This window comes from Paenibacillus xylanilyticus, from assembly GCF_013359935.1.
In the GTDB taxonomy this organism is placed as follows: domain Bacteria; phylum Bacillota; class Bacilli; order Paenibacillales; family Paenibacillaceae; genus Paenibacillus; species Paenibacillus xylanilyticus.
This window is the reverse complement of record NZ_JABMCB010000198.1, coordinates 138013-162965: the sequence shown is the minus strand read 5'-3', so window position 1 is coordinate 162965 and position 24953 is coordinate 138013. Positions and strand designations below refer to the sequence as shown.

Genomic DNA, 24953 nt, shown 5'->3' with positions numbered 1-24953 from the left:
TTAAAAAAACGAATCATCTCTGGAGAGTGTGTTTCAGGTCACACCTGTCTCCAGTGAACTGTCGTACACTAGACATGGCTGCATCATGATATTGGTTTATTTGTGAATTATATCACTTGAATAAGGTTGTGTTCCCCATGTTCTCTTGGTTGAGTCTAATCAAATTGTCTTTTGCATTGACATTAAGTACGGCCGTCCTTTCCCATTGCAATGCTGCGGAAATAGATAAGCCTGTTCAGCACGACGCTGCTCCTGTGGAGTCAACCAGTCGTCAACCTGTTGATCCCGTCATCCGCAGAGAAGGCTCAAAAGTGTACATTGAGATGACAGCCCAAGTCACCGATATCGAGATCTCCGCAGGAGTAATCTATAATGCCTGGACTTTTAACGGCACCGTACCTGGACCCATTCTGCGCGTAACCGAAGGCGACACATTAATTTTCACTTTGAAAAATAAGGATTCTGCCTTGCCGCACTCCATGGATTTTCATGCCGTACACGCTTCACCAAGCAGCAAATTCGTAGACGTTATGCCAGGTGAGGAGGGTACATTCACTTACAGCACATCGTCGCCCGGAGTCTTCATGTATCATTGCGGAACAAGTCCGGTTCTTGCCCATATCGCGAACGGCATGTATGGCTTGATTATTGTCGAGCCGAAGGCCGGCTACCCTTCTGACGGGCAGATTGATCGTGAATACACACTCGTACAAAGTGAATGGTACAAAGAGCATAGCTACGATGCTTTTATGAATGATGAGCCGGATTACGTTGTTTTTAATGGCAACGACTATGGTCTGGTCAACTCCCCTTTGCTCGCCAAGACTGGTGATACGGTGCGAATTTATGTAAGCAATGCAGGGCCAAACGAAGTCTCCTCCTTCCATGTCGTCGGGACCATTATGGACCGGGTCTACATGGATGGAAATCCCCGTAATATCCAATATGGATTACAGACGGTTATGCTTCCTGCAAGTGGAGGTGCAGTCGTCGAGTTTACCGTAACGGAAGAGGGCGATTATCCCATTGTTACCCATCAGTTCAAACATGTATCCAAGGGTGCTTCTGCTGTTCTTCGTGTAACCTCTGATGGCAAGAATCACGGAGGAAAGGCGATGAAGCACTAGTCCCTTCTATATCCTCAACACATAAATCGAATGAAACGAGGTGGATCCTGATCATGATGTGTGATTCTCAAATCAAGGCTCCCTGCTTTGTCAAAGTCCCCCTTTTCCAGCACCTCGCACCGGAAGAATCCACCCTGCTCGCTTCCTTGCTGCAATCACGGAGCTATCATAAAGGGGAAATTGTTGTGAAGGAAGGGGAAGGTTCAGCTAAGTTATACATGGTTCATCAGGGATGTGTGAAATTATCCAAATACGCCGAGAACGGCAAAGAGCATATTGTCCGCTTCCTGTTTCCCGGTGATTTCTTCGGGCATGACGCTCTGTTACACCAAAAACCGTATGGAGTTCATGCAGAGGTGTTGGAAATATCAACTTTATGCACCCTTCATAGGCAGGACTTTGACAGATTAATAGACCATAATCCGATGCTTGCTTATCATTTTCTTCTGGCTGTTTCCGATCTTCTTGAACAATCCGAAGACTGGAATACTGCCCTTAGTTTAATGAACCCTGAACAACGAATTGCTAAGCTTTTATTGAATTTTCATACGAGAAATATGGAGACAAATGGAATCAAGCTTCCTGTTTTCAAAAAGGATATGGCACTGCTGGCAGGCATTACGCCCGAAACCTTGAGTCGCAAACTGGCCATCCTGCAGTCTGAAGGTCTGCTTCAGGTAGCTGGGAATGTCATTCATCTTCTTCAACTGGAAGAGCTTCAGCAAAGAATTCAATAATCCGGGTATAGAGCCCCCGAACAGGAACGTTATATAACTCATACAAGATGTGAGTATCGTCACAGTGCACCACGAGGATCAGGTATACAGTGATAATAAAAGGAACACTCTACAGGAGGTTAACAAGATGAGTACAATCGTAAAAATGGACAAACAGGCGATCATGCTTAAAATGGAAGAATTATGTTCCGTGTTGCTACAGGATAAAGGTTACCGTGAGATGCGGGAGATGATCGATCAGTTTGCCGCAGATGAGCAGGCTACAGCGCAATATGAGCAGTTTATGGAGAAACATCAGGCTCTGGAGGAAAAAGAACGTCAAAATATTGAATTGCTGACATCCGAAATGCAGGTGTACGAACAAGAAGAACGTGCGCTCTATGATCACCCGCTTATCCGCAGATTCATGTATGCCCAGCGTGAGTTTAGCCTTTTGCATCAACAGATCAGCCAGTATTTCACCAAATCCGTTGAATTAAACCGGCTGCTCAAACCGGGTGAAGTGCACAAGGAAGCATGTGGTTGTGGAGGGAACTGTTCAAGTAATCATTGAGAAACCACTCGTATTCATTGGCAAGATAAAAGAGTATCCGTACCTCAACATTATACTTGAGCGGATACTCTTTTTTTGGTACGTTGCTTTTACTTGGAGATTTTACAGATCAAGCAGCAGGGACACGAGAAGCCCCATGGAAGCAATAAAGCCTACGATGGGCCCGCCTTCTTCAAAAGCTTCAGGCATCATGGTGGAGCAGATCATGGCTATAATACCGCCACCTGCAAACGCCCCAATGGCCGCAGCCATCTCATCCGGAAGCTGTTCCAGAAATAGATACCCACACAAGGCTGCAAGCGCAGAAATCAGTAGTACACCAAGCCACATCAGGATAATTCTGGACTTGGTGTAGTTATTGCCTCGCAAACCCACTGTACTCGATAGACCTTCAGGGATATTGCTGACGAAAATAGAAACGATGAGTACCACACTCACGCCCTTTCCGGTCAGCAGGCTTGCGCCTAGCATGATGGATTCCGGAATGGCATCCATAACCGTACCTGCAAAAATCCCGAGCCCGCTCTGGCTGCTGCCTCCGGGTTTCGAATGTGCTGAACGTTTGCGCCCAGCACCGCCTTTACTGGATATAAGCAGGTCGAACAAAGTGTACACCACAGCACCCGCCGTAAATCCGATTGCTGTCGGGATAATCCCGCCATCATTCAGTGCATCTCCAATCAGTTCAAATGAAGCTGCCCCAATCAATGTTCCCGTACCGAAGGCCATAATCCAGCCAATCACCCGTTTGGGAATCTTGAGAAACAGTGCAGCAAGCGCACCAATAACTACTGCTGAAGCGGAGATGCCTCCCCACATGAATGCAGTCCACATCCGGGTCATCCCCTCTCATGTCTATATAACATCTATCCTTTCATTAACCTGGGTTGCTGCCCCAAAAACATCAAGGAGCCATGCCGCAAGATAAGATGCATATTGCCTGATCGTCTGTATTCCTCATCACATGCCATGTGATCTATGTCACCCGTTAATTTCAGATATCGCGTTATGATAAAATGATGCTGACTAAGACTAAAAGAGAACAAACCAAGCCAGGAATTGCACCGCTCCAGCAATCTCGATCATGCCCACTTTCATGGGGCGCAGAGTCCGACCAGCATATACAAATGCTCGAACAGCCGAGTAGACATATGCTAAGCTCATCCATGGATATCCGGCTAAGACGGGAATGATGAGCAGGATGATATGTAGGAGACGGGTCATGGTTACCCAGCGTTTGTTGTTTCGTTCCCGGAAGACTGATTTCACAAAGAACGTACTTCCTGTAAAATGTAAAAAGGAAAACAACAGAACGCTTGCCATACGGTAATCCCAGACTCCCGTTCCAATGAGATATGCTGCTGCGCCTCCAAGCGAGAACATCAACATGGCACACAGATCATTCGAAAGCGAACGTTCAGCCTTGTGTCTGACATGCCAGATATTAATGAGCAATAATATGACCAGAACTGGGCCAAAGGCCAGTATGGAAGGATGCCCGATCAACGGCGGCACCAGACATACCGCTGCAGCCATCCCATATATAACTGCCCATGTGTACAGGCGGCGATGATCTGCTTTTCTTTTAAGAGATTGCAGCATAGGGTATGCCGCCAGGTATAATCCAAGCCATGCCATAAATAGTGGCAGATGCAGCCACTGTGGTCCGCTGGCCATTACGCCTGCCCCAAAAGGTACACTTACCATGGCCCACCCGCCATGTTCATGAGGAATAACGATTCTAGGTACTGTCACTTCACCATTGACCTCCTAATGGATATGGATATAGAAAGGAAGAATCTTAATGCGCAGGGAAAACAAAGATACGGCAGCGGAGTTCCTCCAACAGTTCCCCATTTTCCAGGATCTGAGTCCTGAGGAATTGAAGCAGGTTGAGGATATCGCCATTTCAAGAAACATTCATAAAAAAACGGTTATTTTTGCCGAAGGCAGCGAAAAGGAAGCTGTATTTTTTATCCGAACCGGCATCGTAAAAGCATATAAAACGGATGAGAACGGGCACGAGCAGATCGTTTCCTTTCTGAAAACGGGAGATATGTTCCCGCATACGGGCTTCTTCAACGCCCATCCTTATCCTGCTACAGCGGAAGCCATCACTCCAGCGGAATTGATTGCCATCCCGGTCAGACTGTTTGAACGCCTGATGCTAAATACACCAGCCATTGCGATCAAAATCATGCGGGTACTCGGCGATAAAATTCGCGAACTGCAGGATAAACTGCAAGTGCTCTCCGGTCAGGACGTGCGCAACCGTGTGCTGTCCTTCCTGTTGATGTTGGCTGAGCAGCACGGTCAGCCTTCCGGTCACAAAATCATTATCAACCTGCCCATGACCCATCAGGAATTCGCCAATTCCATTGGCACGACCAGGGAAACAGCCAATCGTTTGTTGAATCAGCTCACCAAGGAAAATCTGCTTGAAGTGGATCGCAAACAAATCATTATCCATGATCTGCAGGCCTTGAAGCATCAACGCGACACGTAAGCAGATATCAAAACTCTACCTCTAATGCTAAGATTTAATGAACATAAAATCGTATAAACTAATTACGAATGAAAAGACCTTAACACCAATGACACTGTTGTTAAGGTCTTTTGCCGTATTCACTCGTCATGCAGCATATTATGCTGAAGGAAGATCCCTTTTCCCCATATCACTGAACATGCCCGCATAGAACTTTACTTCCCCAGCTTCATTGCGGATCGCAGTAATACTCAGCCATTCCAAATATATCTCTCCGTTTTTCTTCCGGTTCCATATCTCTCCCTGCCAATACCCTTGCTGCTTCAGATCAGCCCATAGCTGTTCATAGAATGATTTATCCTGTTTGCCTGATTTCAGCAGGCTGGGCTTCTGCCCCACAGCTTCATCGGACCGATAACCGGTTACTGCTGTAAAAGCCGGATTCACGGAGCGAATAACGCTGTTTGTATCCGTAATCAGGATGGCCTCGATCGTGTTTTCCAATATGCTCGCAGACAGCTGAAGCTTCTCCTCATAGAACATCCAGAAGACAAGCACCAAACTCACCAGTGCAATCATTGAGAGTGCCATAAATCCGATCGCATAATGACCTGTCATGCTGTATAGCAGCGTCAACATTAATGGTGGGAAAAAGCCGCCAAGTCCCCCCATTGCAGATATAATACCGTTAGCGACACCTGGTTGTTTGACGAAATACATTGGAACCAGCTTAAAAATAGTTCCGTTTCCCGTACCGGCGCATAAGGCAACGGTCAGGCAACCAACCGTATACATGTAAATTGACGGCGCGAAGGATAATACGATCGCTGCAACAGTTAATCCGCCGAATACAAACATCAGTATTTTAAAGGAATTAAAGCGGTCTCCAAGCCAGCCCCCGACCGGACGCATAATGGTAGCAACCAATATGAATCCCGCTGTACGTATCCCTGCATCCACTTTATCCATCTGAAAGTGACTGACCAGGAAATTGGGAAGGTACACGGTGAACGCCACGAAGGAACCGAAGGTCAGGAAGTAAAATAAACACAGCAGCCATAATTTAGGACTTCGCGAGACCGCTTTTAATTGTTGGATCAGCGGTACGTTAACCCTTGTTTCCTGTTTGTCGCCCAATACAAAATTCAAGGCAGCCATTCCCAGCAGCAGAATGCTGTACAGGAGAACCGTTTTGGACCACCCCATCTGATCCGCAATCAGCGGAGCACCAAAAGCAGACAATGCAGTTCCCAGATTACCGATACCATAGATCCCGTTAACAAATCCGTGTCTCTCTTTGGGATAATATTTGGGCAGTGAAGTTACACCTACGGAAAACACCGCTCCGCCAATCCCGAGAAAAAAACCTCCTATAATCAAATCCAGAAAAGAAGTGGATCGGCTGATCCACCATATTGGCGCGAGCAGCAGAACAAAACTGATCATAAAAATATTGCGTGCCCCATATCGGTTTGTCCAGTATCCAATCGGGATCCGGGCAACTGAACCAATGAGTACAGGAATAGCTGTAGACCAAGCTAGCTGTGAAGAGGTCAACGCAATATCCTCTTTAATAAATGGCATTAAGGAAGATAGTATAACCCACACCATGAACCCGAGAACCAAACTTGCCGTTTGCAAAGGCAGTTGGACTTTGCCTTTGTTCTGCATTTACATCGCCCTTTCTTTGTTTGGTTTTTGATCTGGATAAACAGACCCGTCACGTCTGCGGTACAATACATAACTGCGCTTAAGGTAACCGAGCGGCATGCTTAACATGTGCACAAGACGGGTAAACGGAAAGACGCAGTACAGGACAAACGAAAGCAGGATGTGTACTTTAAAGTTCATAGGCACGGTCTGCATCAACGTTGGATCAGGCTGAAATACCATTAACCCGCGCAGCCAAGGGTTGATCGTAGTACGGTAATCAAAGCCGGTATGATTTACTGCATTAGCAGATGTCGCCAATATACCGGTTATGATGACGACAAGAAGCATGACGAGGGCAATCCAGTCCCCTGTACTGCTTGTCGCTCGCACTTTGGTGGCCACGTATCTGCGTACCAGCAGTATGACTCCCCCGGCAAACGCGATAATTCCCGCAGGCAACCCGCCCGCAATGGCAATCAGATGATAGCCTTCGTCACTTAGGCCAATCCAGCGATAGAATTCCACCGGAACAATTAATCCCGCAATATGGCCACAGATCACTGCGAATATGCCAATATGAAACAGCAAGCTTCCCCATTTCAGCATACGTTTTTCTAACATCTCACTGGACTTGGATGTCCAGCTGAAAGGATTCGTTACGTACCTCCATATGGTTGCAGTTACACAAAAAATGAGAACCATGTAAGGGAGGGCACCCCATAAGAACAACTCCGGTGTGCTCATCGGCTCCCCCTCCCCATCCAGGTTGGCACGGCTTGCGGTGCCTGGGTATGGTCCTGAACTTCTTCGTCAACATGAGCAGGCTTGGGGATAACCTTCAAGATTTGCTTTAATAATGGTCCGTAGGGGCTGTTCTGCCCCAATACACTATCTGTGATCGTTACCAAAGACTTATAACAACTCGACACCACTCCATAAGCATCTTCAGAAGGAGCCTCCGCTATAAATTCAAGCACCACGGGCAAATAATCGGGCAGCTCATTCAATTCCATGTAAAACCCCGCAGCTTCGTATCTGCGTTTCAAGTCAATTAAAGCAGGCCCCCGGTCCCTTTCGTCTCCATAGAGAGCATAGGTTAAGTATAAATTTGATTTTTTATCAAAATCAAACGTCCGTACGTATCTGTCCTGCCAGATCGTGGAATCTACAGATTCCGCTTCGTCAACAAATGTAAGAATTACCCTTTTTATTGTTTCATCCATGAAAGATTGCACAGCAGATCGAACACCCTGCAGCCCTTCTCTCCATGCTGTATCTGGATACTGCAGCAGATAGGAGGTCAGCTTACATACTTTTCTAGCCCCACCCACCCGTTCGTCCGATGCCTGACTCCATTCCGTATTTATATCGGTCGTCATCGTAGTCGTTGTCTCCTCTCCCATCAGAATACACCGCAGGAGCCTGGTCCCCCTGCAAAATCAAGCCCGCAGCTTCCTTGTTCACTGAAGAGATCCGCCACTTCCTCCCGATGAGCAGGCGGGATCACAAAGCGGTCATTATATTTGGCAATAGCGAGCAGTCGGTACATGTCTTCGACTTCCTGTTCGTCCATACCCACCCGGTTAAGCAACGCAGGATCACTGGTTTTTCCGGTTTGCTGATTCCGCATGTGGATCCGCATGACCGCCATTTTGCGCAGTACATCACGAATGCGTTCCGTGTCTCCTGCGGTGAGCAGATTGGCCAGATATTCTACAGGTATTCGCATGTTGTCAATGGCAGGGAAGATATCATTTGCATCCAGCGAACTTCCCTGCCCTTCTACCCGATTCGTGATCGGGCTCAGCGGAGGAATATACCATACCATCGGCATAGTCCGGTATTCCGGGTGAAGCGGAAGTGCAATGCGCCAGTCCACAACCATTTTGTAGATGGGCGACTGCTGAGCGGCGATGATCCAATCCTCCGGAATGCCGGCCTCCCTTGCTTCGCGAATTACTTCAGGGTCATGCGGATCCAGAAAAATATCCATTTGTGATTCATACAAATCCTGTTCACTCTCCGCGGAAGCCGCCGCTTCAATGCGGTCTGCATCGTATAACATCAGACCAATGTATCGGATACGACCGACACAGGTTTCCGAACAGATCGTTGGTAAACCCGCCTCAATCCGCGGAAAACACAGGGTGCATTTCTCGGCTTTGTTGGTCTGCCAATTGAAATATACTTTTTTGTAAGGGCAGCTGGACACACAGAATCTCCAGGCTCGGCACGCGTTTTGGTCGACCAGCACAATACCGTCCTCTTCCCGTTTGTACATCGCTCCCGAAGGGCAGGAAGACACACAGGAAGGATTAAGGCAATGTTCACAGATTCGCGGAAGGTACATCATGAACACCTGTTCAAAATCCATTTTGATCGATTCCTCGACACCCTTCATGTTGGGATCTTCCATCCCGGTCACATGTGCACCGGCCAGATCATCTTCCCAGTTCGGTCCCCACTCCAGGTTCATGTATTCACCCGTAATTTGGGATTTGGGTCTAGCCACGGGCTGATGCTTTTTCTCTGGACTACTCGTCAATTTCTCATATTCATAGGTCCAGGGTTCGTAATAATCGTCGATGGTCGGCTGATCCGGATTATGGAAGATATTAAGCAATCGTCTGGTACGTGTACCGGATTTCAACTCCAGCTTGCCATTTTTCATCTCCCAACCGCCGCGATACCGCTCCTGATTCTCCCACTGTTTGGGATAGCCGACTCCCGGCTTGGTCTCTACATTATTCCAATACATGTATTCCGCACCCGATCGGTTTGTCCATGTATTTTTGCACGTAACGCTGCACGTGTGGCACCCGATACATTTATCCAAATTCATGACCATGCTGACTTGTGCTTTAATCTTCAAGCCAATCCACCTCCTGCAGTTTTCTAATGATGACATTCAGGTCACGCTGGTTGCCTGTTGGGCCATAATAATTGAATCCATAGCTTAACTGGGCATATCCGCCGATCATGTGGGTCGGCTTCACATGAATCCTTGTCGGACTGTTGTGCGTACCTCCGCGGGTTTCTGATATTTTGGTCCCCGGAACGTTAATGTGCCGATCCTGGGCGTGATACATGAATGCCATTCCGCGAGGAATCCGGTGAGTAACCACTGTACGGGCTACGACAACACCGTTCCGGTTAAAACATTCAATCCAGTCATTATCGACAAGCCCCGCTTCCTCCGCATCCTCATGATTCATCCAGATCGTCGGGCCGCCCCGAAACAGCGTCAGCATGGGCAGTGCATCATAGTACATGCTGTGAATCGACCACTTGTTGTGAGGCGTGAGATAGTTGAGGACAATTTCCTTGCCGCCTTCAATAGGACGTTTGCTGTTAGGGTGGAAAGGCGTATGTTTCAGCACTGGTTTGAACGTCGCCAGTGTCTCCCCGAACTCGCGAAGCATTTCATGGTCAATGTAGAATTGCTGTCTGCCTGTCAGTGTACGCCATGGAATAAGCCGTTCCACGTTGGTTGTAAATGGCGAGTAGCGTCGGCCGCCCTTTTCCGATCCGCTGAATGCTGGTGACGTAATAACCGTTTTGGGTTTGGAGGTAATCTCATCAAAAGTAAAACATTCTTCTGAACGCTCTTCTGCCAAGTCCTTGAGATGCAAATCTGTTTTTTGCTCAAGCGACTCCCATGCACGTACCGCCATCTTGCCGTTTGTTGTTGTGGATAGGGTCAAGATGGCTTCAGCCACATTTCGGTCAGTGCTCAAGTCAGGACAACCTTGCCCTGCTCCCGCTTGCCTGCGCGTACCCAGAATGCCCTTGAGTTTCTCGTACTCTTCGCTGGCTGACCAAGAGATGCCCTTGGTTCCAATCGGTTTATCCTTCACCACAGGACCAAGCGAGGTCATCTTGTCATATACCGCCGCATAGTCGCGTTCCACAACCTGAATGTGAGGCATCGTTTTGCCGGGAACAGGCTCACATTCTCCCGCACTCCAGTCTCTGATCTCGCCATACGGCTGAGCGAGTTCATCGGGTGAATCATGCAGCAGCGGTGTCGCCACAATCTCATGCTGTGGTCCGTCGAATTGCTGCGCGGCCATCTCCGAGAAGACACGTGCGATCTCCTTGAAAGTGTCCCAATCCGAACGGGACTCCCATTGCGTGGCGACTGCCGGATTAAACGGATGCACGAACGGATGCATATCCGTGCTGCTTAAATCACTTTTTTCATACCAGGTCGCAGCTGGCAAAACGATGTCGGAATACATCGCTGTTCCTGCCATGCGAAAATCAAGATTGATCATCAGATCCAGCTTGCCCTCGGGTGCTTCATCCACCCACTCCACGTGTTCTGGCCGTAGGCCATTATCATCATCGTTCAGCAAGCCATTCGTTGCACCGAGCAAATGTTTCAGGAAATACTCATGACCTTTGCCCGAACTGGAGATCAGATTCGCTCTCCATACAAACAGCACACGAGGGAAATTCGCCGGGTCATCCGGCTGTTCGATGGAGAACTTGAGGTTTTTATTTTTCAATTCCGATGCCACATAAGCACCCATTTCCTCTTTCGTTGTGGCTCCAGACTTGATAGCATCTTGATGCAGATCAATCGAATTTCGATTGAATTGCGGATAAGACGGAAGCCAGCCCATGCGGGCAGCCATGACATTGTAATCTGCGACATGCTGGAATCGGGGTTCACCCTCCAGTGCTGAAGTCAGCTCGCCTACTTTCGTTTCCTCGTATCTCCATTGGTCCGTTGCAAAATAGAAAAACGATGTACCGTTCTGAAGACGTGCTGGCCCTGTCCAGTCACGGGCAAAGGCAATCGTCTGCCATCCCTCCGCGGGACGAAGTTTCTCCTGTCCGACATAGTGAGCCCATCCCCCGCCATTAACGCCCTGACAACCGGTCATGAGAATCAGGTTGATAATCGCACGGTAGATCACGTCCGAGTTGTACCAGTGGTTGATCCCGGCTCCCATGATAATCATGGAACGTCCCTGGGTATCTATCGCATTCTGGGCAAATTCACGCGCAATCTGCACCACGGTTTCCTGCGGTACGCCTGTAATCTGTTCCTGCCACGCAGGTGTGAACGGCTTCACTTGCCCACCATTCAGCAAACCATCCACTGACTCATACGCTGTACTTCGTCGAGCCCGCGCCATGTCAGGGATAGTGATTACTTCGGCAGAATCTGCTGACCGTGTCATTTCACGTTCTACTCCATACTTAGCAAGGACCAGATCATACACTGCAGTTACCATAATCCAGCGATCCTCAAGCCATATTTGACGAACAGGAATTTGACGTTCCATAACATGCCTTCCCTCATCGTCAAAATAAGGCAGCTGAATCGTGACCAAGTCATGATGCACCCCGAGAAGAGATAACCGTGGATCAATGGGTTCGCCATTCTCGACCTGTTCCATTTTCAGATTCCAGGTCCCTTCCTCACCCCAGCGGAATCCCAGGCTTCCTTTCGGCATCGCATATGTACCGCTGTTATCGTCGTAGACGAGTGTTTTCCAGGCCATATTGTTGCCCGTGATGCCCAAGTCCTCTCCGACAAGAAATCTGCCGGCTGTGTGTACTCCATTTTTCTCCTCCACGATCAGCAGGTTTGGAAAATCCGTATATTGTTTGGCATACTGCATGAAATATTCCGTAGGTTGTTCGATATAGAATTCTTTGAGAATTACATGTCCCATAGCCATGGCAAGAGCTCCGTCAGTACCTTGTTTGACTGACATCCATGTGTCCGCAAATTTGACATATTCGGCATAATCCGGGCTGATGGATACGACCTTCGTTCCCCGGTAGCGTGCTTCAGCCAAAAAATGAGCATCTGGTGTACGCGTCATTGGCAGGTTGGAACCCCAGACAAGAATATATCCGGAATTGTACCAGTCACTGCTCTCCGGCACATCGGTTTGATCGCCCCAAATCTGTGGTGAGGCTGGAGGCAGATCGGCGTACCAGTCGTAGAAGCTGAGCAGCGGCGATCCCATCAGGGACAAGAATCGCGAACCTGCGGCATAACTGACCATTGACATGGCAGGAATAGGCGAAAAGCCAATAATTCGATCAGGACCGTACTGCTTGATCGTATGAATAAGGGAAGCCGATATAATCTGCGTTACTTCACTCCATGACGCACGGATCAATCCCCCCTTACCGCGAACGGATTTGTATTTTTTGACCTTATCCGGATCATCCGCAATACTGGACCAGGCCTTGACCGGATCACCATGCAATTGAAGTGCCTCACGCCACAGATCCAGCAATGCTCCTCGAACGTAAGGATATTTAACACGCAGCGGACTGTAGAGATACCAGGAAAAACTCGCTCCGCGCGGACATCCTCTTGGTTCGAATTCCGGCATATCCGGACCTGTGGAAGGATAATCGGTGGCTTGCGTCTCCCAGGTAACAATTCCGTCTTTCACATAGATCTGCCAGCTGCAGGATCCGGTGCAATTGACGCCATGTGTCGAACGCACAACTTTGTCATGCTGCCAGCGCCGCCGATAGACGTCCTCCCAGTCCCGGTTTTCCGGTGACATCTCGCTCCAGCCCTCCGCATTCTTTTCCCGTTTCGCAAAATATTTAAGTTTCCCCATCCATGGTGTGCTTTGCTTACTCATTGTTTTCCTCCTGCTAATATGACATGTAGTTTCAGATCGGAATCACATCCAGAGCCGACATTTATCACTTTTATTCTGCTAACCACCGATTTGGGACATATGCCGGAGGGACGGAACACCTCGGATCTCTTCACCTTTTAGAGCCTTGAGCATGTCGTGTGTCTCGGGCTTAACCCCCAGTGCTCTGAGAAACATGGCTTGAACCTCACTGTCGTTCCCGACATGTGGACGTACGTTGAATTCATCCGACCAATAAAGACAGGGCTTGATATTCCCGTCTGCCGTCAATCTCATTCGGTTACATGTACCGCAAAAGTGACTGCTTACAGGGTGAATCAGACCAAATGTACCAGCTGCCCCATCAATACGGTAACTATCTGCCGGGCCATTACTATAGACATCACAGCTTGTGTAATTCCACCTTGCTTCGCATGTATCCAACACTTGCTGCAAAGACATGAAACTCGATTTCCAGGCATCACCGCTCTCCCCTATGGGCATGTATTCGATGAAGCGGACATGAATCTCATCATCCAGAGTCAAGCGCAGAAAATCCTCCACCTCATCATCATTCACGCCTTTCATTAGCACCACATTCAGCTTAATCGGCTGAAGTCCGGCTTTTTGGCTGGCTCTCACTCCATCAAGCACACGTTGCAGTCTTCCTCCCCTGGTAATTTTGGCAAACCGTTCAGGGTTCAGGGAATCCAAGCTGATATTCACTCTTGTCAGCCCTGCTGCTTTCAGTTGGTCCGCACAGGCGGCCAGATAAATGCCATTCGTAGTCATTGCAATATCTTCAATGCCAGGAATCACAGATAAATTTGCAATTAGTTGGTCAAGTCCTTTTCGAACAAGAGGCTCCCCTCCGGTCAAACGCAATTTTCTGATTCCGAGTGGAGCAAGCGCCTGAACAACGGAGACAACTTCTTCATGTGACAAAATCTGATCCGCTGGCTCAAACTGCATGCCTTCCTCTGGCATGCAGTATACACATCGCAGATTGCAGCGGTCTGTAACCGAAATTCGAAGATAATCATGAATTCTTCCAAAGGGGTCGACCAGTCTTGCTTTCATATCAGGCTCCTCCTTCCTCTGGGTATGATCTCTCTATGACTGGATGGAGGATTGAAACCATCCCTCTCATCACTTGTCATCTTGTCGCTAAATATAAGGATGTCTCCGTATCGTAACTGTGCAAAAAATCACAATAACTGAAACATAATGCACATCACCTATTTCTAAATCTCCCGTAATCCGCGTCCCTAGCTGGAAGCGAGTGAAAATAAGGCAAGATTATGACAAAACAAAATGTGTGAGCACGCTCACACAGGTGTCTACACATCTTTTTTATACTCAGTTTGCAGCACAACACTAAACCGATTCAGGAGGAACAACCCATGAACACATATGCAGCAACCATTAATGCAACCGAGTATCCACCGCATCTGAAACATAAAATCATTTTCGAGACTTTTGAACAATTGCCGCCGAATGAAGCCATGCTGCTGATCAATGACCATGATCCGGTGCCCTTGCGTTTCCAGTTTCAATCCACTCATCCAGACGGTTTCACCTGGGAATATATCGAACAGGGTCCGTCTGTCTTCCAGATCAAAATCAGTAAATTGTAAAATGGAAGCTCCAAACTGAGCACGAACTTAAGGATTGGATGTGAGCCGTATGTCTTCAACGGATTACCGAATAATAGAACTCGATGTCCGGCCCCATTTAAGCAAAAAGATAGAGCCGTTCCAACTCATTATGAGTACCGTTAAGGGGCTGAACCCCATGGATGTGTTTGTGCTCCACACTCCTTTCAAGCCGACACCCCTGCTCGGCATTCTTAAAATGAGAGGCTATTCCCATACTTCGGAACGAATCAATGCCGAGCATTGGTGTACCACATTCGTACACCGGAAAAATAAAACATGGTCCAAGGACGTGACATTCAATAACGCAGAAGTCCTGAACCCGGAAGAAGCTTCCTCTGGCTGCACCGGAGAGTCTGAATCAACTAAATTTACTTACAGCTCTGATGAGACGACCCTGTCCCCAACCATCACATTGGATAACCGGGGATTAGAGCCGCCACAGCCCATGATGAGAACACTGGCCGTACTAAAGCGCTGTGAGCCTGGACAGATGGTTCTCATTCATAATGACCGTGTTCCTGTATTTCTGATGGAAGAGCTGAATAATCTCGGATGCTCTTACACCGTAGAGGATCAGGTGGATGGTACAGCCAAGCTTAGAATCGTAAAAGGATAAGGGAGGGAAGCGTCATGTCCAGGCTGCCATTTTGGTTTATCGGTACAGGCATCCTCGGATTTATTGCGTACCATGCGTTTTCCCTTCTGTCCCTGACAGGCTGGCTTGGTGATGAGTTACGAGGGCCGGAAGGATGGTTCCATGCCCATCTGTTTGTCTTGGGATGGGCGACCATGCTGGCCATGGGGGCTGTATATCAACTGACTCATGTGATTTTGCAATCGGATATTTATAGTACACGGCTTGGTTACATTCACTATATGATCTTTAGCATCGGCGTCCTTGGCATGTTATATGGTTTCATTCGGGCAGATGTGCACTGGCTTGCTTGTTTTGCTACCTGTGCCCTGATTGGGATTCTGCTGTTCGGGTGGAATATGGCGGTCACGCTATATAAAGCATCGCAATGGAACCCGATTACGGTAAGTACGGCCTGTGCTTGTTTCTATTTGGTTCTTACCGGATTGACGGGTATGCTGATGGGATTGAATTTTGCCTTCGGACAATGGGACGGACTGCATGAACGAATATTCGGGGCTCATATCTGGATGGGGACCATCGGGTGGTTCGGCATGTTAATTACGGGATTCAGCTACAAAATGCTGCCCATGTTCTACCTGTCGCATAATTACCCGGTCCGACTTCAAAAGGTAGTCCTGTTATTGTGGAATGCAGCTGTAATCACAGGGATTATGGCATTTCTGACCGATCTGAAAAGAGGTATGCTCTGGCTCGCACTCCTGTTACTGACAGCAGGTATGCTGGTTTACGTATATCATTTGGAACAAATCCAGGAAAAACGTCACAAAAACAATCCCGGCCCAGGCATACGCTGGTCTGTCTACGTAAGCCGTGCTCTGGCAGCATTTATGGTTGCCCTGTTGATCTATGCTTCGCAAGAACCCGAACTACTGCTTCATCCGCGGGTTCTCCTTCTTGCAGGCTGGATCTACCTTGGTGGCTGGGTCTCATTAACCATTCTGGGTTATGCATCGAAGATTGTCCCCTTTCTATGGTGGACGCACAAATATGGCAAGCAAGCCGGAAAACCAGGAACGCCTCTTATGGCTGGCATGTTAAGTCAACGACATGTGAGCTGGGGATTGATCGCAATGGTTGCTTCCAGTCTTCTGCTTATCAGTGGTGTGTTGATCAATCTGGCAGAGGTGATGATGGTCGGCGGTACCCTTTTATCTATCTTCTCTATGGCTTATATCTTCATGATTGCAAGGGTGTTCAAACATTAAGAATGGAACTGGAGCGTGGAACGTATGGAACAGACGGAACAGGTGAACCCACTAGTTGAATGTCTTAAGGAGGTCTACGACCCGGAGCTAGGCGTTAACATTGTTGATCTTGGGCTCATATATGAAGTTCAGGAGGAGCCGGAACGGGTTTCGGTCCGCATGACATTGACCACTCCGGGCTGCCCGCTTCATGATACGATTCTCGGAGCTGTGAAATGGGTATTGCAGGAGCATACAGATCATAAGGATGTCGATGTACAGTTGGTATGGGAACCCCAGTGGTCTCCCGAGATGATGTCGAATGAAGCAAAGGAAATGCTGGGATACTTTTAAGTTGGTAATCCATATGGCTCGTGAGACGAACATATAAACACGATAAAAAACGTACTAAAACTCTGCATTTAAGAGAGTATAGTACGCTTTTTGCTTGGTATGATTTTTTATTATTGTTGTGGAATTTTACAGACTGGAGCGATTCAGTTCCATTTATACGTCCCGGGCATACGATTCATCGGGCACCTTGCTCAATACAACAAATAACCGTGCTTCACGTGATCCCGTGTTATGGAACGCAAAGGTGTCCTCTCCACTGCAGCAGACTACATCCTCCTGCCGGATCTCTTGTTCAACACCATCCAAGCTCAACGTTCCTTCCCCTTCCATAACAAGGACAATCACATCCGTTCCCGGATGTTTATGAACAGGCAGTTGTTGTCCCGGCAAAAAATGAAGTGCAAATGTCACCCCACCGTTGTGTTGAAACAAAATGCGCTTTGTAAAACGTTCTGGATGAAACTCCTTTATGGCTTGTAAAGAGATTGTGCTCATCGTTTATTCCTCCTTCGATGTTCTGGAATAAATTCATCATAGAGCACAATAGCCGGGATCACCTTGATTGGAATCAAGGAATCCCGACTATGGCTCTCCATGATATTCTGTTGAGCAACGCCGGCTTAGTATGATCTATACCATCATTTTGCGCAGCGAAGAGATATATTTTGCACGAATAACAAAGAAATAAAATGTCTGTGCCAGCAAAAACGCACCGAATACAGTTAATACGGGAACGGTATAGTTGGCGATCCCGAATTGAGTCAGGAACGGTCTAACTACAACCAGTGTTTCCACGATCGAGATCAGAATAGGGAAGAAAAAGAGAACCGCAATCTGAATTGTGGATGATCTCTTCATCTCCTGGAAACTGAGTCCCATCTTCGAAAGGGAATGTACCATTCTTCCATCTGCTTCGAGATCCGTGTGCAATCGGAAGTACAGAAAACTTGCTGACGAGATTGAAAAGATCAAACCGATAAAAATACCCAAGAAGGTAATTAGCGCTGTTGTCTGTCTGAATTCTTCGAAATCAGTATATCGTGTCGTAAAATAACCGGAGAATTCCCTATCCGCAGAGCGCTCCTTTATGACTTCATCGATGTCTTTCAAGCGGTCACTGACCAGAGCTTCAGATGATTCACGATCCGGTACAGACTGTCCCCATGATGGGATTTGATAAAGATATTTGCCAGAAAGCTCGCGCTTATCTAATGACTTCGTGAGTTCGTTATATTCTTGATCATTGATAACCGCCACGGCTGTTGAATAGAGGATATCGCTATATACTGGGTCTTTTTCAGTATGCTCGATGTTGACTTCCAGAGACTCCGATTCGGTATTCAGCACGAGCTGATCTCCATCCGCATGTGGACGAAATCTTTCATTCTCTAACGGCCTGTCATCATTCCTGGAATCAATAAAAATTCCTGAGTGATCTGCCAAAGTGTACGTCGGTTTGCTTCGCATGGTGTTGAAACGGTTGAAGTCACTTAAGGACATCACTGTTATACGCATGTCATCCGTGTTCGCATATAGATACTCCAGATAAACCTCCTGATAATCCAGGCCGGCAGCGTCCAGAACCTCATTAACAGGAGCCATATTGGGCTGGTCTAATGCACTATATACGTTGTAACGAATCGGGAACACATTGTCTTTAAAGACCTGACGATTTTGCTGATCCAGGGATAGGATGACTACAGCGCTCATCGATGCGATGGCAATCACGACCGTCACCATAAACAGCATGCGTGCATTATCCTTAATCTTGTAACTCATCTCTGAAATCCACAACAATCGGGTTCCGTGCCACACCCGCTTACGGTTGCGTTTCATCAATCGAATAGCCAGAACTGAGAGCTGGGAGTAGAAAAAATAGGTCCCAGCTATGCCTGCTACCGCAGCGATCAGTATGTTTCCACCCGATAAATCATTGTATAGGGCAATAAAACCGACCGACAGCAACGCAAGCCCTATAAGTGAAAGCAGCCAGGATGCTTTGGGCTCCTTTTTCGGTTTACTCGTACCTTTTAACAACTCGAGCGCCCGCTTGTTACCGATAAAAAGCAACGTAAACAGGGAAATACAGAAAAACAGCAGCAAAAAGGCACCAACCGTAATCAAAATCGCTTTTGTCGGGAAATAAAAGGGCAGATCCTCCATACCGATAAACCGAGTAGTGAGCATAAGAAACAGCTTGGACAGCAACATGCCACCACCTATTCCAGCCACAATGGACAGGGAACCAATCAGCATATTTTCCATGATGACGAGTCTTCGAATCTGTCCTGGTTCTGTACCCAATATGGTCAAGATGCCGAATTCCTTATTCCGCGATTTTAGAAAAGCACTGATGGAGTACATGACGAAAAAGATTGCAAATACATACACAATAATTGAAGCAATTTGCATTCCAGACGCCGTTGTCTTGCCAATCGGCATATTCGCCACATAAGGATGATAGCTGAATACCGCATAAGCGAAGAAGATCATAACCATAAATACACTACTCAGAAAAAAGGCAACATACGCCCGTCCATTCCGCCGAATATTATTAAACGCGAACTGAGGAAAGCTCATGTGAATTACCTCCCCAGAAGGATAAAGTGTCGATGATCCGCTGAAAGAAGGTCTGACGGTTATCCCCGCGATGGACCTCTGCAGCCAGTTTGCCATCCTTGATAAATACGATGCGATGACAGAAACTGGCGGCAAGTGGATCATGCGTCACCAGCATGATGGTCGTTTTCTCTTGCTGATTAATCTGTTCAAGTGATTCCATCACGGCTTGCGAAGAGGTGGAATCCAATGCCCCTGTCGGTTCATCCGCGAGCACGATCGATGGCATGTTAATCATTGCTCTGGCAATGGCTGTACGCTGCCGCTGTCCGCCTGAAATTTCATAAATGCGTTTATCGAGTATGTGATCAATCCCGAGCTGGTTCGTGATCCGTGTCAGCCTGCTCTCCATTTCCTTATATTTTACCTTGTCCAGCGTTAACGGCAATACGATATTCTCTGCAACCGTCAGCGTATCCAGCAGATTGAAATCCTGAAATACAAATCCGAGTTCCCTGCGCCGGAACATGGCGAGTTCTTTTTTTCTCATATCAAAAGGATTCATGCCGTTAATCAGCACTTTGCCCGAACTGGGTTCATCTATTGTAGAGACCATATTCAGGAGCGTCGTTTTACCACTTCCTGAAGGACCCATAATGCCAACAAACTCACCCTGTTTGATCGTCAGATGAATATCGCTAAGGGCCTGAGTTTGAACTTTACCCTGGTATATTTTATTAAGTGCCGAGACCTGTAACATCTCCATAACTATTCCCCCCAATGTATCATTCTTGTGTTCCCTTATTTTATCCTAACGGACCGGCTTCAGGCCCGCCATCGATTTACCTTAAACTTTCCTTACAGTGAACTTAAGGTTATGTTCTCTTCCATGATGTAAATTAAATCATAGCTGTTCTTGTATTTCAGCTCTACGAACCGGGCTTTTCGAATGAGTACAAAAAAAAGAAGACATGACGCATAGAGCAACGTCATGTCCTTGCTGAAACTAACCCCGAACTTATCACATTTAGAATGCCAATTACGATATGACCGATTCAGATCCCAGATCCCATACCACCCTTATTCCATCCTAATTATTCTAATCCTTTAACCCAATTTCCCACCGTATTCTGACCGAATATCGCCAGATTCAGTGGCATTTCTGCAACATAGACCCGGTGCCCCCTTTTAGCGAGTTCCCTAGCCAATGGGGAATAGCTCTCCGGTTCTACCAAGCCTCCTGGATAAAAAATGATGTTGGGCTTGATCGACTGCATATCTTCCGCTCTCCGAGACATTCATCAAAAAGCAAAAAACAGGACAGCCAATCGTGCCTGGCCAACCTGATCACACACATAAACATCTGATTCCGAATTACAATACTGCCCTTTTTTACTGCCAACTGGCATAGTGCTCTTACTTTTGATTCATCCAACTGAAGCGGACCAGCGTTCCTTCGTCTAGTTTGGAGAATAGTTCAACCTGGTTCCCCAGACGTGCACTGATCTCGCGGACAAGATATAGCCCCATGCCGGTGGATTCATGATACTGTCTTCCCCTCTCCCCTGTGAAGTAAGGATTAAACACTCGATGAATGTCTTCCGCTGATATGCCAATTCCTTCATCCTGAACATCCAAAATGGTGCGGTCTCCCTGAACGTATGCGGTCATAATGACCTTTTTGCCAGATCTGCTGTCCGAGTAGTTAACGGCATTCGTCAAGATTTGGGTAAACATAAAACGCAGCCATTTGGCATCACTGTATATGTGGAGATCGCCTTCAATTCGGATGTCCGGTGTGATGCCTTTGCGAATAAACAGGCGACGATTTTCAGCAATACTTCCTCGGATCACTTCACCAAGAGAGAGACGCTCTACACGAAAGTCTCCTTCAAACTGCTCTAATCTGGAAGAATGAAGAACCATCTCCAGCCCTTTGCGCATTTTGTCCAGTTCATCCTGAATGCTTCCAGCTGTCTGATCCTCCACATCCTCCAGTGTTAATTGAATGATTGACAATGGCGTCTTCATCTGATGAACCCAGCGATTCATAAAAACGACCTGCTGCTCGTTTCGAGTACGCAGTTCACCCAGCTCTTGCTGTCGATTTCGTTCTTGTTCATGGATTAACCCTTTAATGGCTTCTGCCATTGGAGCATGACCCAGCGGCTGAAAAGGTTCCCTGACCAGCTGCTTTGGCTCGTGCAGTGCGCGGTAGACATGATGAAGCTGAGCATAACGCACAAACAGGTACACGACGAAGATAACCGTACTGATCAACATGCCGTACAAGACAATACTAATAGGACGAGCTTCGCCCGAAAGCCAGTATACTGAAGGGACTATCAGCATCTGAAGCAAATAGAAACCAATCAGGGGTAACTGGTCTCTGAAGAAAAGTCTCATTTACAGTCCCTCCTGAGCAGCCGTCCCCAGATCGAGTAAACGGTAGCCCGCTCCCCGCACCGTCTCCAGCAAATCCTCTGCACCCAGATCCTTCAGCTTGCGACGAACACGGGTTATATACACATTCAATGTATTATCATCGATAAAGTGCTGATCCTCCCACATCAGATCAAGCAAACGTTCGCGGCCAACCACACGCCCAGCCTTGCTCATCAATGCTTCAACCAGGACAGATTCTTTCTGGGTCAGCTCCACAGTTAGATGATGAAGTTCAAGTACAAACCTTTCGGGGTAGAGCACCATGGGTCCATTTCTCACTTTTAACTCTTGCTGTGCTGCAGCATACGTGCCATACGCCCTGCGCAGATGGCTTCGCACCTTGGCTAAAACCACCTCGTATTGAAAAGGTTTGGTAATATAATCATCCGCACCGTGTTCCAGCGCCATAACCTGATCCATACCGCTGTCACGTGCTGAAATAAATAAGATGGGACATATGGAATGCGTACGGATCTGCCTGCACCAATAGTATCCATCATATTGTGGAAGGTTCACATCCATAAGGACCAGATCCGCACCGGTCTTCAAAAATTCATCCAGTACATGGCGGAACTCCTCCACGACATGTACCTGGAATCCATTTCGGTTGAGATACGATGACAGTAAGCCTGCGAGCTTGGCATCATCTTCAACCAACAATATCGATTGCATTGTATAACCTCTCTTTCCGCACCAGGATGCCCTGTTCACATCTAGTTACCCATTCTAGACGGAAATGGCACGGAAATAAAGGGTCAGACGACGAGACGTCCTCGTTTCTCTGCAAGTCCAATGGTGGCCTCCACTCCGGAATTAAATTCAAGAAAGTCCTGTTCTACCCCATCACTGAAAATGACTCCGTCTTCCGGCATCTGTGATACAATCCGCAGAGGCTGCTTCTGATGAACCTTTCCGAATACCAGGTTGACCGCTGTTGTCCGGCTGGGAAACGGTTCTCGAACCGTAAAGTACAAATAAGGGGAATCCCATCCAAAGTTCTCCATTCTATGTTCATGAGTAATGGCACTCACCGAGTTGCCATCTTCATTTATGTGCATATGCTTCCATGCCTCGGAGCCGACAATGCCGGCTGCACCAGCCAGCACACTCTTGAACCAGCCCGTCGCACCCAAACCGGTAGATACAATCACACCGCTGGATGACTGCTGTTCTACCGATGAACCGAGACGAACTTCATAACGGGCAGATACATGCGTCTTCCGTCCGATAAACAAATCATTAACTCCATAGAGAAATTGTCCGTCATTCAGTTCCACTTTCGCCAGTGTCACTTCTCTCAGGGAACGCTGCTTTCGTATAACATCCGGTATGATCATCTTCAGATCCTCCACGGTAAATGGAAGCAGTACTCCATCCCAACGCATGGGGTCAGGATTCACGCCGATGAGCGGCTGCTCTGTTACATATTTCAGCGTATTCGCCACAAGTCCATCCTGTCCTACTACCACAACGATGTCCTGTTCTCCAAATATAAAATTGGGCACATGTTCCCGATCAATGGTCTGCACCCGGCCGAGCTGACTCAGCTGATGCTGAGCCTGCTGCACGGAATGCCGATAACGTCGATCCTCCTCCATATAATCGCTAAAATCAGCACCAAGACGTTCGATATAAAATTGGGCTTGTTGTACAGTGTTATAACGAACTACCAGTTCTTCCAGTCTTGTTTTACGTTTCACCAAAATGAGTTTGCTATCGCCTAGATGGTTTTGGTCAGCATGTTGTATGCGCGAGGACTTACTTGTTTGCCCTAGTCTCATCGTGATCGACCTCCCTGTTCTCTGGCTGGTGCAGACATTAATCCTTGCAACAAATCAGGTGAGATGTTGAGCTGACCAATTTTGCCCGCGTTCTCAGCCAGTTCCTGGAACGCCAGAGCAATCAGTTTATCCGAATTCATCCCCATGTTGGCCATCGCCTGAAGCACATTTGGTTCCACCTCCTGCAATGATTTCATGACCGCAGCAATTTCATAGGCTTTCGCATCAGCTTCGGCATTGTGATTGGCGATCGTCAATTCGATGAGCTGCTGTTTCCGCTCCTCCATGGCCGTGTTGAATTCAAGCTGCTCCTGCTCCATTTCATTCTCTTTCTGTTTGACCGAGCGCTCTGCCTGCAATTGTGTTTCTCTGATTTGCTGCTTTTTCGTTTCTACGGCAATTTCCGTATTGAGTTCGTTTTCCTTCACTCGACGCTCCTGCTCAATGGAGGCATTCCGGCGCACATATAATGCTTCATCCGCCTGACGTAAAATTTCTTCGCGTGCCTGCGCCTCCAGCGCCCGCATCGTTTCCTTGTTTGGCAGAATGGCAAGAATGGATAAACTCATCAGCTCCACTCCCAGTTTCTCCAGCTCCTCACTTTGCACCACTTCACGCTTCATGCTGCTTGCGAGCCGTTCGCTGGATTGAATGGCCTCCTTGAGGGGCATCTGTTCCAAATGCTTTTTGGTCAATACTTTGGCTGTCGTTATCACGCGTTGGTCCAGCTTGCCGGGATCGTCAGAAATATACTTGTTCTTGCGTAAATTGTACGTGTAATTCAAACTTTGCGTAATTTTCAGGTAATCCACAATGCGGTAGCTCAATTGGCCCTGAACCGTCACTGTTTGATAGTCAGCCGTAATTTCTTCGAACATAAAAGGAACATCCACGGAAGATACGGGCAGTACAACAACCGAAGTTGTTGGCTCGTAGTAGTAAAAGGACAATCCCACACCCTCTCGCTGTACCTTCCCGTTTTTAATTTTCATTACATATTCACTGGGCTGAAACTTCACGAATCGGAATCCAAACATCGCTCATTCCCCATTTCTTGATAATGTCATTATGATATTATCGAAATGATAACAAACGTTTTTGATAATGTCAATATGACATTAATGATTTCTTTAATA

Annotated in this window: 23 protein-coding genes and 1 pseudogene; 8 read left to right on the top strand and 16 right to left on the bottom strand. The window is 47.4% G+C overall.

Annotation, left to right across the window (positions count from 1 at the left end; genetic code table 11):
- The first annotated feature begins 137 nt into the window (after window positions 1-137).
- The 3 genes from HP552_RS24245 to HP552_RS24235 all read left to right on the top strand — a co-directional run bounded on the left by HP552_RS24245 (window position 138) and on the right by HP552_RS24235 (window position 2417).
- Complete coding sequence (locus HP552_RS24245) at window positions 138-1127, top strand: multicopper oxidase domain-containing protein (protein WP_175397957.1); 990 nt, start codon at window positions 138-140, stop codon at window positions 1125-1127.
- A 53-nt stretch (window positions 1128-1180) separates the two neighbouring features.
- Complete coding sequence (locus tag HP552_RS24240) at window positions 1181-1864, top strand: Crp/Fnr family transcriptional regulator (RefSeq protein WP_175397956.1); 684 nt, start codon at window positions 1181-1183, stop codon at window positions 1862-1864.
- A 127-nt stretch (window positions 1865-1991) separates the two neighbouring features.
- The gene (locus tag HP552_RS24235) at window positions 1992-2417 is read left to right on the top strand and encodes a YlbF/YmcA family competence regulator (protein WP_175397955.1); all 426 of its coding nucleotides are present in this window, start codon (window positions 1992-1994) and stop codon (window positions 2415-2417) included.
- A gap of 102 nt (window positions 2418-2519) precedes the next feature.
- Here HP552_RS24235 and HP552_RS24230 read toward each other — a convergent pair whose 3' ends face one another.
- Entirely contained in the window at window positions 2520-3251 is a 732-nt protein-coding gene (locus HP552_RS24230) for a ZIP family metal transporter (protein ID WP_175397954.1), read from the bottom strand.
- 198 nt (window positions 3252-3449) lie between these two features.
- Window positions 3450-4172 (bottom strand): YwiC-like family protein, encoded by a 723-nt coding sequence (locus HP552_RS24225; protein ID WP_175397953.1) that lies wholly within the window; start codon window positions 4170-4172, stop codon window positions 3450-3452.
- Between the two features lie 49 nt (window positions 4173-4221).
- On the opposite strand from HP552_RS24225, the gene HP552_RS24220 reads away from it, so the two are divergent.
- On the top strand, window positions 4222-4923 hold the full coding sequence (locus tag HP552_RS24220; RefSeq protein ID WP_175397952.1) for a Crp/Fnr family transcriptional regulator: 702 nt from the start codon (window positions 4222-4224) through the stop codon (window positions 4921-4923).
- A gap of 138 nt (window positions 4924-5061) precedes the next feature.
- Here HP552_RS24220 and HP552_RS24215 read toward each other — a convergent pair whose 3' ends face one another.
- The 6 genes from HP552_RS24215 to moaA all read right to left on the bottom strand — a co-directional run bounded on the left by HP552_RS24215 (window position 5062) and on the right by moaA (window position 14258).
- The gene (locus tag HP552_RS24215) at window positions 5062-6573 is read right to left on the bottom strand and encodes a nitrate/nitrite transporter (RefSeq protein WP_175397951.1); all 1512 of its coding nucleotides are present in this window, start codon (window positions 6571-6573) and stop codon (window positions 5062-5064) included.
- Window positions 6574-7299 carry a respiratory nitrate reductase subunit gamma gene (gene narI / locus HP552_RS24210; RefSeq protein WP_175397950.1) on the bottom strand — a complete coding sequence of 242 codons (726 nt, stop codon included), beginning with the start codon at window positions 7297-7299 and terminating at the stop codon, window positions 6574-6576.
- Entirely contained in the window at window positions 7296-7934 is a 639-nt protein-coding gene (narJ, locus tag HP552_RS24205; protein WP_175397949.1) for a nitrate reductase molybdenum cofactor assembly chaperone, read from the bottom strand. Before narJ ends, narI begins: the two co-directional genes overlap by 4 nt.
- Window positions 7935-7957: 23 nt before the next feature.
- On the bottom strand, window positions 7958-9427 hold the full coding sequence (narH, locus tag HP552_RS24200; RefSeq protein WP_175397948.1) for a nitrate reductase subunit beta: 1470 nt from the start codon (window positions 9425-9427) through the stop codon (window positions 7958-7960).
- Complete coding sequence (locus HP552_RS24195; protein WP_175397947.1) at window positions 9417-13181, bottom strand: nitrate reductase subunit alpha; 3765 nt, start codon at window positions 13179-13181, stop codon at window positions 9417-9419. The genes narH and HP552_RS24195 overlap by 11 nt, the downstream gene beginning before the upstream one ends.
- Window positions 13182-13259: 78 nt before the next feature.
- A complete protein-coding gene (gene moaA / locus HP552_RS24190; RefSeq protein WP_175397946.1) occupies window positions 13260-14258 on the bottom strand; it encodes a GTP 3',8-cyclase MoaA in 999 nt (332 codons plus the stop codon).
- A gap of 323 nt (window positions 14259-14581) precedes the next feature.
- Between moaA and HP552_RS24185 the strand changes: the two genes are divergently transcribed.
- Genes HP552_RS24185 through HP552_RS24170 form a run of 4 tightly spaced genes read left to right on the top strand, consistent with a single transcriptional unit; the run spans window position 14582 to window position 17032 of the window.
- Window positions 14582-14815, top strand: a complete 234-nt coding sequence (locus HP552_RS24185; protein WP_175397945.1) for a DUF2249 domain-containing protein — start codon at window positions 14582-14584, stop codon at window positions 14813-14815.
- Between the two features lie 49 nt (window positions 14816-14864).
- Window positions 14865-15452 carry a DUF2249 domain-containing protein gene (locus tag HP552_RS24180; protein WP_175397944.1) on the top strand — a complete coding sequence of 196 codons (588 nt, stop codon included), beginning with the start codon at window positions 14865-14867 and terminating at the stop codon, window positions 15450-15452.
- Between the two features lie 14 nt (window positions 15453-15466).
- A complete protein-coding gene (locus HP552_RS24175; protein ID WP_175397943.1) occupies window positions 15467-16699 on the top strand; it encodes a hypothetical protein in 1233 nt (410 codons plus the stop codon).
- 24 nt (window positions 16700-16723) lie between these two features.
- Window positions 16724-17032, top strand: coding sequence for a metal-sulfur cluster assembly factor (locus HP552_RS24170; RefSeq protein ID WP_175397942.1), 309 nt, complete (start codon window positions 16724-16726; stop codon window positions 17030-17032).
- Window positions 17033-17185: 153 nt separating this feature from the next.
- Here the strand turns inward: HP552_RS24170 and HP552_RS24165 are convergent, their stop codons facing one another.
- From HP552_RS24165 to HP552_RS24130, 8 genes and pseudogenes are all read right to left on the bottom strand, one after another.
- The gene (locus HP552_RS24165; protein ID WP_175397941.1) at window positions 17186-17527 is read right to left on the bottom strand and encodes a cupin domain-containing protein; all 342 of its coding nucleotides are present in this window, start codon (window positions 17525-17527) and stop codon (window positions 17186-17188) included.
- 135 nt (window positions 17528-17662) lie between these two features.
- Window positions 17663-19612, bottom strand: coding sequence for an ABC transporter permease (locus HP552_RS24160; RefSeq protein WP_175397940.1), 1950 nt, complete (start codon window positions 19610-19612; stop codon window positions 17663-17665).
- Entirely contained in the window at window positions 19587-20357 is a 771-nt protein-coding gene (locus tag HP552_RS24155; protein WP_175397939.1) for an ABC transporter ATP-binding protein, read from the bottom strand. The genes HP552_RS24160 and HP552_RS24155 overlap by 26 nt, the downstream gene beginning before the upstream one ends.
- Window positions 20358-20718: 361 nt before the next feature.
- Window positions 20719-20856 (bottom strand): annotated as a pseudogene (locus tag HP552_RS24150) (alpha/beta hydrolase); the annotation flags it as partial.
- A gap of 151 nt (window positions 20857-21007) precedes the next feature.
- Window positions 21008-21997, bottom strand: a complete 990-nt coding sequence (locus tag HP552_RS24145) for a sensor histidine kinase (protein WP_175397937.1) — start codon at window positions 21995-21997, stop codon at window positions 21008-21010.
- Entirely contained in the window at window positions 21998-22708 is a 711-nt protein-coding gene (locus HP552_RS24140; protein WP_175397936.1) for a response regulator transcription factor, read from the bottom strand. It lies immediately after the preceding gene.
- A gap of 83 nt (window positions 22709-22791) precedes the next feature.
- The gene (locus HP552_RS24135; RefSeq protein WP_246311031.1) at window positions 22792-23817 is read right to left on the bottom strand and encodes a diacylglycerol kinase catalytic domain-containing protein; all 1026 of its coding nucleotides are present in this window, start codon (window positions 23815-23817) and stop codon (window positions 22792-22794) included.
- The gene (locus HP552_RS24130; protein WP_175397935.1) at window positions 23814-24854 is read right to left on the bottom strand and encodes an SPFH domain-containing protein; all 1041 of its coding nucleotides are present in this window, start codon (window positions 24852-24854) and stop codon (window positions 23814-23816) included. The genes HP552_RS24135 and HP552_RS24130 overlap by 4 nt, the downstream gene beginning before the upstream one ends.
- Window positions 24855-24953 lie beyond the last annotated feature (99 nt).

Excerpts from the sequence above, each read along its gene's own strand:
- HP552_RS24245 (WP_175397957.1), top strand. The coding sequence starts at position 138 with ATGTTCTCTTGGTTGAGTCTAATCAAATTGTCTTTTGCATTGACATTA.
- HP552_RS24240 (WP_175397956.1), top strand. The coding sequence starts at position 1,181 with ATGATGTGTGATTCTCAAATCAAGGCTCCCTGCTTTGTCAAAGTCCCC.
- HP552_RS24235 (WP_175397955.1), top strand. The coding sequence starts at position 1,992 with ATGAGTACAATCGTAAAAATGGACAAACAGGCGATCATGCTTAAAATG.
- HP552_RS24230 (WP_175397954.1), bottom strand. The coding sequence starts at position 3,251 with ATGTGGACTGCATTCATGTGGGGAGGCATCTCCGCTTCAGCAGTAGTT.
- HP552_RS24220 (WP_175397952.1), top strand. The coding sequence starts at position 4,222 with ATGCGCAGGGAAAACAAAGATACGGCAGCGGAGTTCCTCCAACAGTTC.
- HP552_RS24215 (WP_175397951.1), bottom strand. The coding sequence starts at position 6,573 with ATGCAGAACAAAGGCAAAGTCCAACTGCCTTTGCAAACGGCAAGTTTG.
- narI (WP_175397950.1), bottom strand. The coding sequence starts at position 7,299 with ATGAGCACACCGGAGTTGTTCTTATGGGGTGCCCTCCCTTACATGGTT.
- narJ (WP_175397949.1), bottom strand. The coding sequence starts at position 7,934 with ATGACGACCGATATAAATACGGAATGGAGTCAGGCATCGGACGAACGG.
- HP552_RS24195 (WP_175397947.1), bottom strand. The coding sequence starts at position 13,181 with ATGAGTAAGCAAAGCACACCATGGATGGGGAAACTTAAATATTTTGCG.
- moaA (WP_175397946.1), bottom strand. The coding sequence starts at position 14,258 with ATGAAAGCAAGACTGGTCGACCCCTTTGGAAGAATTCATGATTATCTT.
- HP552_RS24185 (WP_175397945.1), top strand. The coding sequence starts at position 14,582 with ATGAACACATATGCAGCAACCATTAATGCAACCGAGTATCCACCGCAT.
- HP552_RS24180 (WP_175397944.1), top strand. The coding sequence starts at position 14,865 with ATGTCTTCAACGGATTACCGAATAATAGAACTCGATGTCCGGCCCCAT.
- HP552_RS24175 (WP_175397943.1), top strand. The coding sequence starts at position 15,467 with ATGTCCAGGCTGCCATTTTGGTTTATCGGTACAGGCATCCTCGGATTT.
- HP552_RS24170 (WP_175397942.1), top strand. The coding sequence starts at position 16,724 with ATGGAACAGACGGAACAGGTGAACCCACTAGTTGAATGTCTTAAGGAG.
- HP552_RS24165 (WP_175397941.1), bottom strand. The coding sequence starts at position 17,527 with ATGAGCACAATCTCTTTACAAGCCATAAAGGAGTTTCATCCAGAACGT.
- HP552_RS24160 (WP_175397940.1), bottom strand. The coding sequence starts at position 19,612 with ATGAGCTTTCCTCAGTTCGCGTTTAATAATATTCGGCGGAATGGACGG.
- HP552_RS24155 (WP_175397939.1), bottom strand. The coding sequence starts at position 20,357 with ATGGAGATGTTACAGGTCTCGGCACTTAATAAAATATACCAGGGTAAA.
- HP552_RS24145 (WP_175397937.1), bottom strand. The coding sequence starts at position 21,997 with ATGAGACTTTTCTTCAGAGACCAGTTACCCCTGATTGGTTTCTATTTG.
- HP552_RS24140 (WP_175397936.1), bottom strand. The coding sequence starts at position 22,708 with ATGCAATCGATATTGTTGGTTGAAGATGATGCCAAGCTCGCAGGCTTA.
- HP552_RS24135 (WP_246311031.1), bottom strand. The coding sequence starts at position 23,817 with ATGAGACTAGGGCAAACAAGTAAGTCCTCGCGCATACAACATGCTGAC.
- HP552_RS24130 (WP_175397935.1), bottom strand. The coding sequence starts at position 24,854 with ATGTTTGGATTCCGATTCGTGAAGTTTCAGCCCAGTGAATATGTAATG.